Below are 12,262 nucleotides of genomic sequence, written 5' to 3' on the forward strand. Positions count from 1 at the left end.
ACGGAGAGAAGGGTGAACAGTCGCGACGCGAACGCCGGGCAGGCGGCGTCAGCGACAGTGGATGTCGGCCACGCAGAGTGCGGTCACGCCGATGAGCGCCAGCTCGATGGCGGCGCTCGCAGGGGCGGCATGACGGGACCACATGCGCAGCAATATGGATGACCATACGGGCTTATGTCAATGTGACATAAGCGCCGCCTGTCAACTCCCCGGGAACGGCCAGGCGTTGGCCCGGCAGTGGATCCCGTCGTGGTCCAGGAACTTGGTCTGCTGCTGCATCACCGGCGCCAGTTCGCCGTCCTTCTGGCAGGTGACGTGTCCGTGGCCGAGCCGGTGGCCGACCTCATGGTTGATCAGCATTTGCCGGTACGCGTGGATCCGGTCACCGTAGGTCGTGCTTCCTTGAGCCCACCGGTACGCGTTGATCATGACGCGTTCGGTCGCGGCCGAGTCGCAGGAAACGTTGTCCTCGGTCGTGTCCAGGCCCGACTTGGCGCACCACGTGGCGGTGGTGCCGGGGCTGGCCAGCGTGATCACGAAGTCCGGCGTGCCGGAGGAGACGCGCTCGAAGGTGCGGGCACCGCCGTGGGCCCAGCTTCGCTGGTCGTTGAGCGTCTTCTGCACGGCCTCGGCGAACAGCGCGCCGTCCAGTCCGAGCCCCTGCTCGACATCGACGCGGTAGCGGTACTTCTGCCCGGTGCCGGGCGCCTTGTCGAACCCGGGCACGACGTCGAACTTCCCCGGTCCGCTCAGCGTGGCGCCGAGCGGGTACGTACGGCTCATCTTCTGGTCGTACGTCAGGGGCGTCGCGCTCGGCACCGCGGAGGGCGCCGAGTCGCCGGAGGTCCGGGTGTCGTGGGCGTGGCCGGTGGCGGACTGCGACCGTACGTCGCCGTCGTCCCGCGCCTTGGTCACCTGACCGGCGACCATCACCGCGAGCACGGTGGTGACGGCGGCCGCCGCGATGCCGGTGAAGGTCCGCCCCTTGCCGCCGGCGCGCGGTCCGGGCACACCGGTACCGGACGCCTGCGGCGCCTCGGCCGGCTGTCCGGCCGTAGGGGGCGTGGGGTCGTCGCCTGGGCCCTTGCCGGTACCGGTGCCTTCACCAGTACCGGCGCCGTTGCCGGACGCGGAGCCGCCGGCGCTCTCGGGCCCGGCACCGCGCCGACCGGCGCGCCGGCCGGCGCCGGCGCCGTCGAAGGCTTCGAGGTACTCCTGGCGGGGACCCGGCCCGGAGCCGCGCCGCGTATCGGCCGGCTCCGCCTGCCGCTGCCGCGGCAGCACCACACCGGGCCCGCCGTCCCCGGCCGGACGGCCGCCCAACTCGCCCCAGCCACCCCCGGCTTCCCGCTGCTCGGGGTGCCCGCCCCGCGCGGAACCGCCCTCGGCAGAACGCGGCACACCGCGCGCGGGGGTGCCGTCGACAACCCTGGGCGCGCCGTGAGGGGAAGCGGCGCCGTGGCCGCCGCCCAGGCCATGCGCGGAAGCGCCACCGCTGCCACCGGCCACGCCGTGCGCGGGAGCGCTGGCGCCGAACCCGGGCATGCCGTGCCCGGGAGTACCGGCGGGGAACCCGGGTGCGCCCTGCGCGCGGGCACCGGCAGGGGACCCGGCGGTGCCCTGCGCCCGCGAACCGGCAGGAAAGCCGGACGTGCCCTGTACGGGGCTCCCGTCGGTCTGCCGGGACCCGTCGGGTGCCCAGGCACCGCCGGTGACCCCCGGCTGGCCCTGCGCGGAGCCGTCACCGGGGAACCCGGGCGCGCCCTGGGTCCGGGAGCCCTCCGCGCGCCTCCGCGCGCCCCTGGCCGGAGTGCCGTCGGGCAGCCCGTGGGCCCCCGGTCCGGGCATGCCGTCGGCCGGGGCCCCGGGGGCGGTGTGCTGCCGGCCGTCGGCAGGGTTGCCGTGTCTGCCGGTGCGTTCCGGTGTTATGTCCGTCGTCTCGGTCCTGGGGGCCGGTCCGCGGCGGCTGTGGCGTCCCACCCTGGCCCTCAGCTCCTCGGGTCCGGGGCGGTGCCGTCGGCGTCGGCCGGCCGCGCGAGCAGCTCACGGAACGCGCCGGCGACGACGTCGGGGTACTCCATCATCGCCACGTGCCCGGCGTCCGGCAGGGTCACCAGCCGGGAGTGGCGGAAGGCGCGGGCGGCCTTGGCGGCCATGCGGAAGCCGACGAGCTGGTCCCGGCCGCCGTAGATCAGCAGGGTGGGGGCCAGCACCCGTTCGGCCTGGCGCCACAGCCCGTGCTGTCCGCCGAGCGTGTAGGCGTTGACGATGCCGCGCGCCGAGCGGGCCATCGCGTCCCAGAAGTACGGCAGTCGCAGCCGCCGCTCCAGCTCCTCCACGGCGAGCTGGAACGCCTCCGGCGTCACCCGGCCGGGGTCGCCGTAGCACAGCCCCATGACCCCGCGGACCCGCTGCTCGGCGGTCCACTCCTTGGTGAGCCGGGTGAACAGGGCGGCGATCCCGGGCACGCCGAGCAGCCCGGTCGGCACCGCCGTGCGCTGGATGCGCAGCTCCGGCAGGGCGGGCGAGACGAGCGTGAGGGTGCGGACGAGGTCGGGGCGCACGGCGGCCACGCGCGTGGCGACCGCGCCGCCGAGCGAGTTGCCGAAGAGGTGCACCGGGCCGCGGCCCGAGGAGTCGAGGTAGCGGATGACCGCGCGCGCGTGCCCGGTGACGGAGTAGTCGCCGTCGTCCGGGGGCGGGGAGTCGCCGAAGCCCGGCAGGTCGACGGCCTCGCTGTCCACGGCGTCGGCCAGCTCGGCCATCAGCGACGACCAGTTCTGCGAGGAACCGCCGAGTCCGTGGACGAACAGCGCGGGCGGCAGGCCCTCGCGCGCGGGACGGCGGGAACGGATCGTCAGCGTGACGCCGGGCAGGCCCACGGACCGCAGTCGCTCGCCCTCACCGACCCGGACGGGCGCCACTCGGGGAAGAACACTGGCGGCCGGCACGGACGGCGACTCGGTCGAAGACATGCGGCAATGTTACGAGGTGATCACGTCCGGATTCATGTGTTCGCCATCACAGAGTGAACCGGATCCGGACGGAGAACCGGTCAGCGGACGGGCCTGACGGCATGGCGTCCGGATCAGCAGTCTCCTAGGCTCGTACAGAGGGCACCCGCGTGTGGCCCCTGCTGTTTCCAGGGACGTTCGTAGGAAGGGAGCCCACCATGGCCTATGACCCCACAGAGCCCGACGCGATCGAGGACATCGACGAGCTGGAGACCGAAGCGGTCCCGGAGTTCGGCGTCGAGGCGCCCGAAGGGGACGCCGCCGAGCAGCACGCGGACATCGCGCCGGACCGCGACGACCCGCTGACGGGTCTGGACCCCGCCCATGGGAACGAGGCCGATCTCATGGAGCAGGCGCGCGTCGTCGCGCTCGACGAGGACGACTACCGCTGACCTCGCGGGCCCCCGCCGACCGCCTCGGGGTGCCGCACGGCTTTCGCCGCCGTCCGGTACGTGAAATTCTGCGCTCGCACCGCGCACACCACGGTTACCGAAAAGTACGATGGCCGCGCGGCCGAGACCGCATGTGGACGACTTTGGGAGGCGGCGTGACAGCCATCGAGCAAACTGAGGCGGCACGCCCGCGCGGCACCCGTCTGCCGCGCCGAGCCCGGCGGAACCAGCTGCTGGGCGCCGCTCAGGAGGTTTTCGTCGCGCAGGGCTACCACGCGGCGGCGATGGACGACATCGCCGAGCGGGCCGGGGTGAGCAAGCCGGTGCTCTACCAGCACTTCCCCGGCAAGCTCGACCTCTACCTCGCCCTGCTGGACCAGCACTGCGAGTCGCTGATCCAGTCCGTGCGCGGCGCGCTGGCGTCGACCACCGACAACAAGCAGCGCGTCCGGGCGACCATGGACGCCTACTTCGCCTATGTGGAGGACGACGGCGGGGCCTTCCGGCTGGTCTTCGAGTCCGACCTGACCAACGAGCCCGCGGTGCGCGAACGCGTGGACAAGGTCACCAACGAGTGCGCCGAGGCGATCTGCGACGTGATCGCCGAGGACACCGGTCTGTCGCGCGCGGAGTCGATGCTGCTCGCCTCCGGCCTCGGCGGGCTCGCCCAGGTGGTCGCCCGCTCCTGGCTGCACAGCGACCGCAGCGTCCCGCGCGACCAGGCGGTGCAGCTGCTGGCCTCGCTGGCCTGGCGGGGCATCGCCGGCTTCCCGCTGCACGGCACCGAGCACCACTGAGGACGCCCTCGCGGGCCCTTCCCGGTCCTTCCGGGTCCGGTCCCGGTTTGTTCCCGCCCGGTGTTCGCTCCTGGCGTTCCCTCCCGCGGCGTGCGGATCCCCTCACCGGGCTAATGTGTGCTGGGTACGGCGCGGTTGATCGCGCACATCACTGACCGTCGGAGGGACATAGCCGTGGAGGTCAAGATCGGCGTGCAGCACGCGCCCCGCGAGATCGTTCTGGAGAGCGGTCAGAGCGTCGAGGAAGTCGAGGCCATCGTGGCCGAGGCGCTGGCCGGCAAGACGGGGCTGCTCAGCCTCCAGGACGAGAAGGGCCGCAAGGTCCTGGTGCCGACGGACCGGCTGGCGTACGTGGAGATCGGCGAGCCGACCGTGCGCAAGGTGGGTTTCGGCGCGCTCTGAACGGAAAGCTTCGCGTTCGAACCGGATGAATCCGGGCGGAAAGCCTCGCGCTTGAAGCCGGAATCGTCGAAAGGGCCCGGCGGCCGTTGCCGCCGGGCCCTTCGCGTGGTCCGCCCGCGCCGCGCACACGCGTCCGTACACACATACGGAGCACAACTTCTCCACAGCCGATGATTGCAATTCGCAGGTCACGGGTATGACGGGCTACGACCGTCGAGCCGGACCGGCCGTGGGAGGGACCCCTACATGATCTTGGAAGTACTCGGCTCCGCCGTGCTCGGTCTGATCCTCGCCTGGGCGGGGGCGCACCGGCTCGCCCACCGGCTGCCGGCCCGCCCCCTGCTGTACTCGACAGGCGTCGCCGGAGCCCTGTTCGGCGACTTCGTCACCCGTACCGCCCTGGGTCCCGGCACCGCTCTGCTGAGCCTGCTGGGCGCCGCGGTCATCTCGGTGGCGTCGCTGTCCCTGCTGCTGCGCCCGGCGGGCCACCTGCGCCGGCGATCGGCACCGGCCTGAGGGTCCCGGCGCCCCGGTGCCCGGCACCCCGGAGCCCGGGCCGCGGGCCCGGCGCCGTACCGGGGCTCACCAGGCTCATCCGGTTCAGGCCGCGAGACCCAGCGCGGCCATCCGCTTCGTGTGCGCCTCGGTGATCCGCGAGAACATCCTGCCGACCTCGGCGAGGTCGAAGCCGTCGGCCACGCCCCCCACGAGCATCGTGGACAGCGCGTCCCGCTCGGCGACCACCCGTTGCGACTGCGACAGCGCCTCGCCCATCAGCCGCCGCGCCCACAGCGCCAGCCGGCCGCCCACCCGCGGGTCGGCGTCGATGGCGGCCCGCACCTTCTCCACCGCGAAGTCGGCGTGCCCGGTGTCGTCCAGCACGGCGAGCACCAGCTCCCGCGTGTCGGAGTCGAGGCGCGCGGCGACCTCCCGGTAGAAGTCGCTGGCGATCGAGTCGCCGACGTAGGCCTTGACCAGGCCCTCGAGCCAGTCCGAGGGCGCGGTCTGCCGGTGGAAGCCGTCGAGCGCGGCCACGAACGGGTCCATGGCGGCCGTCGGCTCCTCGCCGATCCCGGTCAGCCGGTCCCGCAGCCGCTCGAAGTGGTGGAACTCGGCCGAGGCCATCTTCGCCAGCTCCGCCTTGTCCGCGAGCGTCGGCGCCAGCTTGGCGTCCTCCGCGAGCCGCTCGAACGCCGCCAGCTCTCCGTAGGCGAGCGCGCCGAGCAGGTCCACGACGGCGGCGCGGTACTGCGGGTCGGCGGACGCCTGCGCCCAGTCCTGGGCGGCGACACCGGTGGGACCGGAAGGTGCGGCGGACGCGTTCTCAGGCTTGTCAGAGCTAGTCATGAGGCGCACAATAGCCCGCTCGGCGGCTCGCTCAAGCCCTCGGCCGATCACCGTGAAACCCCGGCCGATCAGTGTGACCACCACTACGTGACCGAATCGGCCATCGCATGTGCGCCGATCCGGGGTATGGTGGTAATGCGCCTGCTGAGTGCGTCGACGGTGTTCGACGTGTCCCGACGGGCCGCACGCATGAGGATGCCCGGTCGGTGGCCCGATCGGCTCCGACCCGACAGCTCTCCACGACCGTACGGCTCAGACCGTACGACAACGGGAGAGACCCTCAGCGGTACGAGCGCTAGAGCGTCGGCAGAGGTCCCGTGTCTTACGGCTTGCCCGAGTGGTTCGTCCGTACGGCAGCCGACGTCCCCGGCACGGTCAGACATGACCCCCGCGCTCGCCTCGCACCGCGCACACAGAAGAGGCAGCACCCTGACTACGACGTTCCGAGACCTCGGGATCCTTCCCGAGACCGCCGAAGCCCTGGAAGCCGTCGGCATCATCAACCCCTTCCCCATCCAGGAGATGACGCTCCCCGTAGCCCTGTCCGGCACGGACGTCATCGGCCAGGCCAAGACCGGCACCGGCAAGACGCTGGGCTTCGGCCTTCCGCTCCTCGAGCGCGTCACCGTCCCCGCCGACGTCGAGGCCGGACGCGCCACCCCCGAAGACCTCACCGACGCCCCGCAGGCCCTCGTCGTCGTCCCCACGCGCGAGCTGTGCACCCAGGTCACCAACGACCTGCTGACGGCGGGCAAGGTCCGTAACGTCCGGGTGCTCGCGATCTACGGCGGCCGGGCGTACGAGCCCCAGGTCGAGGCCCTGAAGCAGGGCGTCGACGTGGTCGTCGGCACCCCGGGCCGGCTGCTGGACCTCGCGGGCCAGAAGAAGCTGAACCTCAAGCACGTCAAGAGCCTGGTCCTCGACGAGGCCGACGAGATGCTCGACCTGGGCTTCCTGCCCGACGTCGAGAAGATCATCGACATGCTGCCGGCCAAGCGCCAGACGATGCTGTTCTCGGCGACCATGCCGGGCGCGGTCATCGGCCTCGCGCGCCGCTACATGTCGCAGCCCGTCCACATCCGCGCCACCGCGCCGGACGACGAGGGCGTGACGGTCGCGAACATCAAGCAGTTCGTCTACCGCGCGCACAACATGGACAAGCCGGAGATGGTCGCCCGCATCCTGCAGGCCGAGGGCCGCGGACTGGCGATGATCTTCTGCCGTACCAAGCGGACGGCCGCCGACATCGCCGAGCAGCTCCAGCGGCGCGGGTTCGCCTCCGGCGCGGTCCACGGCGACCTCGGCCAGGGCGCCCGCGAGCAGGCGCTGCGCGCCTTCCGCAACGGCAAGGTCGATGTCCTCGTCTGCACCGACGTCGCCGCGCGCGGCATCGACGTCGAGGGCGTCACCCACGTCATCAACTACCAGTCCCCCGAGGACGAGAAGACCTACCTGCACCGCGTGGGCCGTACGGGCCGGGCGGGTGCCAAGGGTACGGCGATCACGTTCGTCGACTGGGACGACATCCCGCGCTGGCAGCTGATCAACAAGGCGCTGGAGCTGGACTTCAACGACCCGGTGGAGACGTACTCCAGCTCCCCGCACCTCTTCACCGACCTGGGCATCCCCGCGGGCACCAAGGGTGTCCTGCCGCGCTCCGAGCGGACCCGTGCCGGTCTGGACGCGGAGGAGCTGGAGGACCTGGGCGAGACCGGCGGACGGGGTGCGCGCGGCCGTGGCCGCGGTGGCCGCGACGACCGACCCCAGCCGGCCGAGCGCGAGCGTCCGGCCCGTACGCCGCGCCGACGCCGCCGTACGCGCGGCGGAGCGCCGGTGGACGCGGCCTCGGCCGCGTCGGCGCCGACCGCCGAGGTCGCCGGGACGGAGGAGGCCCAGGCCGCCGCCCGTACCCCGCGCCGTCGTCGCCGCACGCGCGGCGGAGCGGCCCCGCAGCCGGTGACGGCCGCGACGGCGACCACGACGGTCACGACGGCCGAGGAGACGCCCGCCGCCGAGCCGGTGGCTGAGGTGGAGGCTCCTGCGGTCGTGGAGGAGGCGCCGGAGAAGCCGCGCCGCCGCCGCACGCGGAAGTCGACGGCGACCGCGCCGGTGACGACGGAGGCTGTGGAAGCTACGGCTCCGGTGGCCGAGCCCGTGACCGAGCCTGTGGTCGCGGCCACTCCGGTGGCGGAGCCCGCGCCCGAGGCCGCGCCGGCGACGGAGGCCAAGCCGCGCCGCCGTACGCGGAAGACGGCCGAGCCGGCCGCCGAGGTGGCAGCGGTCGTGGACGCGACCGAGGCCACGGAGGAGCCCAAGCCCCGTCGCCGCACCCGCAAGACCGCGGAGCCGGCCACGCCCGACGCCCCCGAGGCGGAGGCGGAGACCAAGCCGCGCCGGACCCGGAAGACGGCGGCTGCGGCACCGGAAACCGCCGAGGCCGAGGTCGAAGCCAAGCCGCGCCGCACCCGCAAGACCGCCGCTGCCGCCGAGGCCGCCACGGACACCGCGGAAGGCACGGAGACGAAGCCGCGCCGGACCCGCAAGGCCGCGGTCGCCGCAGAGGCCCCCGAGGCCGAAGCGGAGACCAAGCCCCGCCGGACCCGGAAGACCGCGGCTGCGGCACCGGAAGTCGCCGAGGCCGAGGTCGAAGCGAAGCCGCGACGCACCCGCAAGACGGCCGCGACCACGCCGGAGCCCGCCGAGGCCGAAGCCGAGGCCAAGCCGCGCCGGACCCGCAAGACGGCCGCCACCGCGCCGGAGCCCGCCGAGGCCGGGGTCGAGGTCGAGGCCAAGCCGCGCCGCACCCGGAAGACCGCGGCTGCTGCCGAGGCCCCTGCGGCCGAGGCGGAGACCAAGCCGCGCCGGACGCGCAAGACGGCCGCCACCGCGCCGGAAGCCCCCGAGGCCGAAGCCGAGGCCAAGCCCCGCCGGACCCGGAAGACCGCCGCTGCGGCACCGGAAACCGCCGAGGCGGAGGCCGAGGCCAAGCCTCGCCGTACCCGCAAGACGGCCGCTGCCGCCGACGCCGGTGACGGGGAAGCGGCGGCCGCTCCGAAGGCGCGGCGGGCCCGTAAGGCCACCGCCGCCGAGGCGACCGCTCCGGAGATTCCGGCGCAGTCCACCGAGGAGCCGGAGGTCAAGCCGCGGCGCCGGACCCGCAAGGCGGCGGAGCCCGCCGTCGAGGCGGCCGGTGAGAGCGCCGGTACGACGGCGCCCAAGCCGCGCCGGACCCGTAAGGCCACGGCCGCCGCGGAGGCGCCCGAGGCCTGAGCCGGGGCCGCACGCGCGGCGACGGCAGGGCATCAGCTCCGGTCCGATGGCCGGGTCCACGACAGTGGGCCCGGCCATCGGCGTTTCCGCAGCCCGGGCCGGGCCCCTCGCCCCCTTCTCCCGGCGAGGCGCGCCGCCCGGGCCTCCGCTCCGGTGGCCCGAACCCGCACGCTCCCTTCCCCGCCCCCTCCCGATAGCCTCTCCCCCATGAGCAGGCCCGCCACCTTCGTCCCGCCTCCCGGTGCCCGCGCCTACCCCCTGCGGACGGCGCGTGGGGAGTTCGCCGTGGTCGACGCTCCGGTGGCCGCCGGTGTCGAGCCCAGGGGGGTGGCGCTGCTGCTGCCGGGGTTCACCGGGAGCAAGGAGGACTTCAATCCGCTGCACGTGCCGCTGGCCGAGCGCGGCTACCGGACCGTCGCCGTCGACGGCCGGGGCCAGTTCGAGTCGGACGGCCCGGAGACGGACGAGTCGGCCTACGCGCAGGAGGAGCTGGCGCGGGACGTCCTCGCGCAGGCGGAGGCGATCGGCGGCCCGGTGCATCTGCTGGGCCACTCGCTGGGCGGCCAGATCGCGCGCGCGGCCGTGCTGCTCGACCGCTCGCCCTTTCTGTCGCTCACCCTGATGGCCTCGGGCCCGGCGCAGATCTCGGCACCCCAGCAGGAGCGCGTGAAGCTGCTCCGGGACGCGCTGGCGGTGCTCGGCATGGCCGAGGTGTGGGAGGCGCTCCAGGCGATGGAGCCGCCGGAGGAGACGGAGGCGCCGGCGCTCGACGCCGGGCTGGACGACCGGGCCGACCTGCGGCGCCGCTGGCTGTCCACCAAGCCCGCCCAACTACTCGCCACCGGGCGCCAGTTGTGCACGGAACCGGACCGGGTCGCCGAACTGGCGGCCGTGCCGCTGCCGTTCCATGTGCTGTCGGGCGCGCGGGACGACACCTGGCCGCTGCCGCTCCTGGACGACATGGCCGTACGGCTGAGGGCCCGGCGCACGGTCGTCGAGGGGGCCGAGCACTCCCCGAACACCGACCGGCCCCTGGAGACGGCCCGGGCGCTCGCCGCCTTCTGGGACGACACCGCGGACGCCCGCCGGAACCGGGCTTGATACCGGCCTAGTACTGGGTCCGCAGGTGTTCCCAGAAGCCGTCCCTGAGCGCGCGGCGCAGCTCCGCCTGGCCGCGCAGGGAGTACTGGAGCAGTTCCTCGGCCTCGACCAGCAGGTCCTGGTCGACGGAACCGGGCAGGTAGGGGTGGCCGGGGAACAGCTCCACCAGGGCTTCGCGGCCCCGGGAGGCGAGCCACTTGGCCGCGATCCGGGCGCCGACGAAGCGGACGTCCTCGCGGGTGGGGCGGGCGGTGCCGGTGGCGTCGTAGGCGGCGGCCGTGCGCCGGGAGACGTACGGCTTGAAGAAGTCCAGGTCGAAGGTGCGCTGGCTGTCGACCTCCCAGAGCAGCGGTTCGGCCTGGTTGCGGCCCTCGGGTGCCTCGATGCCCCAGAGGTGGACGCGGGCGCCGTAGCCCTGGGCCGCCTCGACCGCCGAGACCAGGTCCTCGTCGCCGCCCAGGAGGGCCGCGTCGCTGATCGCGCGGTGCCTCGCCAGTGACTCCAGGTCCGTGCGGATCAGCGAGTCGACGCCCTTCTGCTGGTTGTTGGCGTTGAGGTTGCCGAGGCGGACCTTGACGTCGGGCAGCTCGGCGATGACCTGTTGTTCGGCGGTGTGTATACGACGCCGGGCGCCGTCGTACCAGTAGACGCGCAGCAGCCGGCTGTCCGCGAAGATCACGCGGGCCCGGTCGATCAGCGCCTCGATCAGGCCCTCGGCGTCCAGGTCGAAGGCGCGGCGGTCCTCGGTTCCGGCGGCCAGCCGGCCGACGGCGGCGTACAGATAGCCGGCGTCCACGAAGATCGCGTGGGTCGAGGGCGTCTTCGCCACCTCGGCGAGCATGCGTTCCAGCAGCTCGTTCGTGCGGTCGATGCGGGCCTCGAGGGCGGCGGCCAGGTCGTCGTTCATTGCCTTCATTGTCCCGGTGGTCACAATGCGGACACAACCGGTCCCGGTCGGTCCCTCCCGCTCTGTCTTCCGGTCAGTTGTTAGTCGTTCGAAAAATTTCCTTAGCGTAGGGAATGTTCGTAACAAAGGGAGCGTTGGCTAGGTACGACACCGGGGACACCGGCAGTCACACCAGTAGTTCTCCGCAGGAGGATGACCAGACGAAGGGAGAAGCCCATGCGCTTCGAGATCATGCGACTCGACGAGGTCGACGGCACCGCCGTGGACAGCACCGTCGTGGACGCCGCCTCCGTCAACCGGATCGTTCAGCAGGCCGCCGCCGTCGGGCAGCGCCTGTGGATCCGCCCGGCCGAGGCCCAGGCCTCGTAGCCCGCGCGCGGGCGTTCGCCACTCAAGCTTTCCGGGGGAGCCGAGCCGACGAGGGTCAGCTCCCCCGGATCACCTGAGTGACACCGTTGATGATCTGCTGGACGGCGATCGCGGAGAGCATCATGCCCGCGAGCCGCGTCACCAGCACGACGCCGCCGTCCTTGATGACCCGGATGATCAGCAGCGAGTAGCGCATCACGAGCCACAGCACGACATGGATCGCGAGGATCGCGGACCACACCGAGATCTGCGTGGTCACGCTGTGGGCCTTCTGCACGGCCAGGATCACGGACACGATCGCGCCGGGCCCCGCCAGCAGCGGCATGCCCAGCGGCACCAGGGCCACGTTGACGTCCTTGGTCTGCTTCGGCTCGTCGGTCTTGCCGGTGAGCAGGTCCAGCGCGATCAGCAGGAGCAGCAGTCCGCCCGCGATCATCAGCGCGGGCACGGAGACGTGCAGGTAGTTCAGGATCTGGTGGCCCAGGACACCGAAGACGGCGATGACCCCGCCCGCCACGCAGACGGCCTGGAAGGCCATCCGCTTCTGTACCTTGGCCGGCCGTCCGGCGGTCAGGGCGAGGAAGATCGGGGTGATCCCAGGGGGATCCATGATGACAAAAAGGGTCAGGAACAGGGAGCCGAAGACGGCGATGTCGAACATGA

At 73.0% G+C, this 12,262-nt stretch carries 13 protein-coding genes; 7 read left to right on the forward strand and 6 right to left on the reverse strand.

The window, feature by feature from the left end; all coding sequences use genetic code 11:
- Window positions 1-48 precede the first annotated feature (48 nt).
- From ACSURM_RS13080 to ACSURM_RS13090, 3 genes are read right to left on the reverse strand one after another with little or no spacing between them, the layout of a single operon-like run.
- On the reverse strand, window positions 49-144 hold the full coding sequence (locus tag ACSURM_RS13080) for an Ms4533A family Cys-rich leader peptide (protein WP_436955164.1): 96 nt from the start codon (window positions 142-144) through the stop codon (window positions 49-51).
- A gap of 57 nt (window positions 145-201) precedes the next feature.
- Window positions 202-1,980: a DUF3152 domain-containing protein gene (locus ACSURM_RS13085; RefSeq protein ID WP_436955165.1), complete on the reverse strand. Its 1,779-nt coding sequence runs from the start codon at window positions 1,978-1,980 to the stop codon at window positions 202-204.
- Between the two features lie 8 nt (window positions 1,981-1,988).
- A complete protein-coding gene (locus ACSURM_RS13090; RefSeq protein ID WP_436955166.1) occupies window positions 1,989-2,975 on the reverse strand; it encodes an alpha/beta fold hydrolase in 987 nt (328 codons plus the stop codon).
- Between the two features lie 197 nt (window positions 2,976-3,172).
- On the opposite strand from ACSURM_RS13090, the gene ACSURM_RS13095 reads away from it, so the two are divergent.
- From ACSURM_RS13095 to ACSURM_RS13110, 4 genes are all read left to right on the forward strand, one after another.
- On the forward strand, window positions 3,173-3,406 hold the full coding sequence (locus ACSURM_RS13095; RefSeq protein WP_436955167.1) for a hypothetical protein: 234 nt from the start codon (window positions 3,173-3,175) through the stop codon (window positions 3,404-3,406).
- A gap of 155 nt (window positions 3,407-3,561) precedes the next feature.
- Window positions 3,562-4,203 carry a TetR/AcrR family transcriptional regulator gene (locus ACSURM_RS13100; RefSeq protein WP_030614744.1) on the forward strand — a complete coding sequence of 214 codons (642 nt, stop codon included), beginning with the start codon at window positions 3,562-3,564 and terminating at the stop codon, window positions 4,201-4,203.
- Window positions 4,204-4,377: 174 nt separating this feature from the next.
- The gene (locus tag ACSURM_RS13105; RefSeq protein ID WP_030787899.1) at window positions 4,378-4,605 is read left to right on the forward strand and encodes a DUF3107 domain-containing protein; all 228 of its coding nucleotides are present in this window, start codon (window positions 4,378-4,380) and stop codon (window positions 4,603-4,605) included.
- 246 nt (window positions 4,606-4,851) lie between these two features.
- The gene (locus ACSURM_RS13110) at window positions 4,852-5,121 is read left to right on the forward strand and encodes a hypothetical protein (RefSeq protein WP_436955168.1); all 270 of its coding nucleotides are present in this window, start codon (window positions 4,852-4,854) and stop codon (window positions 5,119-5,121) included.
- An 84-nt stretch (window positions 5,122-5,205) separates the two neighbouring features.
- Here ACSURM_RS13110 and ACSURM_RS13115 read toward each other — a convergent pair whose 3' ends face one another.
- Window positions 5,206-5,952 carry a ferritin-like fold-containing protein gene (locus ACSURM_RS13115; protein WP_030787904.1) on the reverse strand — a complete coding sequence of 249 codons (747 nt, stop codon included), beginning with the start codon at window positions 5,950-5,952 and terminating at the stop codon, window positions 5,206-5,208.
- A 522-nt stretch (window positions 5,953-6,474) separates the two neighbouring features.
- On the opposite strand from ACSURM_RS13115, the gene ACSURM_RS13120 reads away from it, so the two are divergent.
- Together ACSURM_RS13120 and ACSURM_RS13125 are read left to right on the forward strand one after the other, a co-directional pair.
- Entirely contained in the window at window positions 6,475-9,222 is a 2,748-nt protein-coding gene (locus ACSURM_RS13120) for a DEAD/DEAH box helicase (protein ID WP_436961064.1), read from the forward strand.
- A gap of 207 nt (window positions 9,223-9,429) precedes the next feature.
- Window positions 9,430-10,323, forward strand: coding sequence for an alpha/beta fold hydrolase (locus tag ACSURM_RS13125; RefSeq protein ID WP_436955169.1), 894 nt, complete (start codon window positions 9,430-9,432; stop codon window positions 10,321-10,323).
- 7 nt (window positions 10,324-10,330) lie between these two features.
- On the opposite strand, the gene ACSURM_RS13130 is transcribed toward ACSURM_RS13125, so the two are convergent.
- Complete coding sequence (locus ACSURM_RS13130) at window positions 10,331-11,239, reverse strand: NYN domain-containing protein (protein WP_436955170.1); 909 nt, start codon at window positions 11,237-11,239, stop codon at window positions 10,331-10,333.
- 207 nt (window positions 11,240-11,446) lie between these two features.
- On the opposite strand from ACSURM_RS13130, the gene ACSURM_RS13135 reads away from it, so the two are divergent.
- Complete coding sequence (locus ACSURM_RS13135; RefSeq protein ID WP_167346048.1) at window positions 11,447-11,599, forward strand: hypothetical protein; 153 nt, start codon at window positions 11,447-11,449, stop codon at window positions 11,597-11,599.
- Window positions 11,600-11,654: 55 nt separating this feature from the next.
- Here the strand turns inward: ACSURM_RS13135 and ACSURM_RS13140 are convergent, their stop codons facing one another.
- Window positions 11,655-12,260, reverse strand: coding sequence for a MarC family protein (locus tag ACSURM_RS13140; RefSeq protein WP_189997359.1), 606 nt, complete (start codon window positions 12,258-12,260; stop codon window positions 11,655-11,657).
- Between the last annotated feature and the right edge of the window lie 2 nt (window positions 12,261-12,262).

Origin of the sequence: Streptomyces sp. SudanB182_2057 (assembly GCF_964272715.1) — a bacterium.
In the GTDB taxonomy this organism is placed as follows: domain Bacteria; phylum Actinomycetota; class Actinomycetes; order Streptomycetales; family Streptomycetaceae; genus Streptomyces; species Streptomyces rubradiris.

Excerpts from the sequence above, each read along its gene's own strand:
- ACSURM_RS13080 (WP_436955164.1), bottom strand. The coding sequence starts at position 144 with ATGTGGTCCCGTCATGCCGCCCCTGCGAGCGCCGCCATCGAGCTGGCG.
- ACSURM_RS13140 (WP_189997359.1), bottom strand. The coding sequence starts at position 12,260 with ATGTTCGACATCGCCGTCTTCGGCTCCCTGTTCCTGACCCTTTTTGTC.
- ACSURM_RS13115 (WP_030787904.1), bottom strand. The coding sequence starts at position 5,952 with ATGACTAGCTCTGACAAGCCTGAGAACGCGTCCGCCGCACCTTCCGGT.
- ACSURM_RS13110 (WP_436955168.1), top strand. The coding sequence starts at position 4,852 with ATGATCTTGGAAGTACTCGGCTCCGCCGTGCTCGGTCTGATCCTCGCC.
- ACSURM_RS13125 (WP_436955169.1), top strand. The coding sequence starts at position 9,430 with ATGAGCAGGCCCGCCACCTTCGTCCCGCCTCCCGGTGCCCGCGCCTAC.
- ACSURM_RS13135 (WP_167346048.1), top strand. The coding sequence starts at position 11,447 with ATGCGCTTCGAGATCATGCGACTCGACGAGGTCGACGGCACCGCCGTG.
- ACSURM_RS13090 (WP_436955166.1), bottom strand. The coding sequence starts at position 2,975 with ATGTCTTCGACCGAGTCGCCGTCCGTGCCGGCCGCCAGTGTTCTTCCC.
- ACSURM_RS13095 (WP_436955167.1), top strand. The coding sequence starts at position 3,173 with ATGGCCTATGACCCCACAGAGCCCGACGCGATCGAGGACATCGACGAG.
- ACSURM_RS13130 (WP_436955170.1), bottom strand. The coding sequence starts at position 11,239 with ATGAAGGCAATGAACGACGACCTGGCCGCCGCCCTCGAGGCCCGCATC.
- ACSURM_RS13120 (WP_436961064.1), top strand. The coding sequence starts at position 6,475 with ATGACGCTCCCCGTAGCCCTGTCCGGCACGGACGTCATCGGCCAGGCC.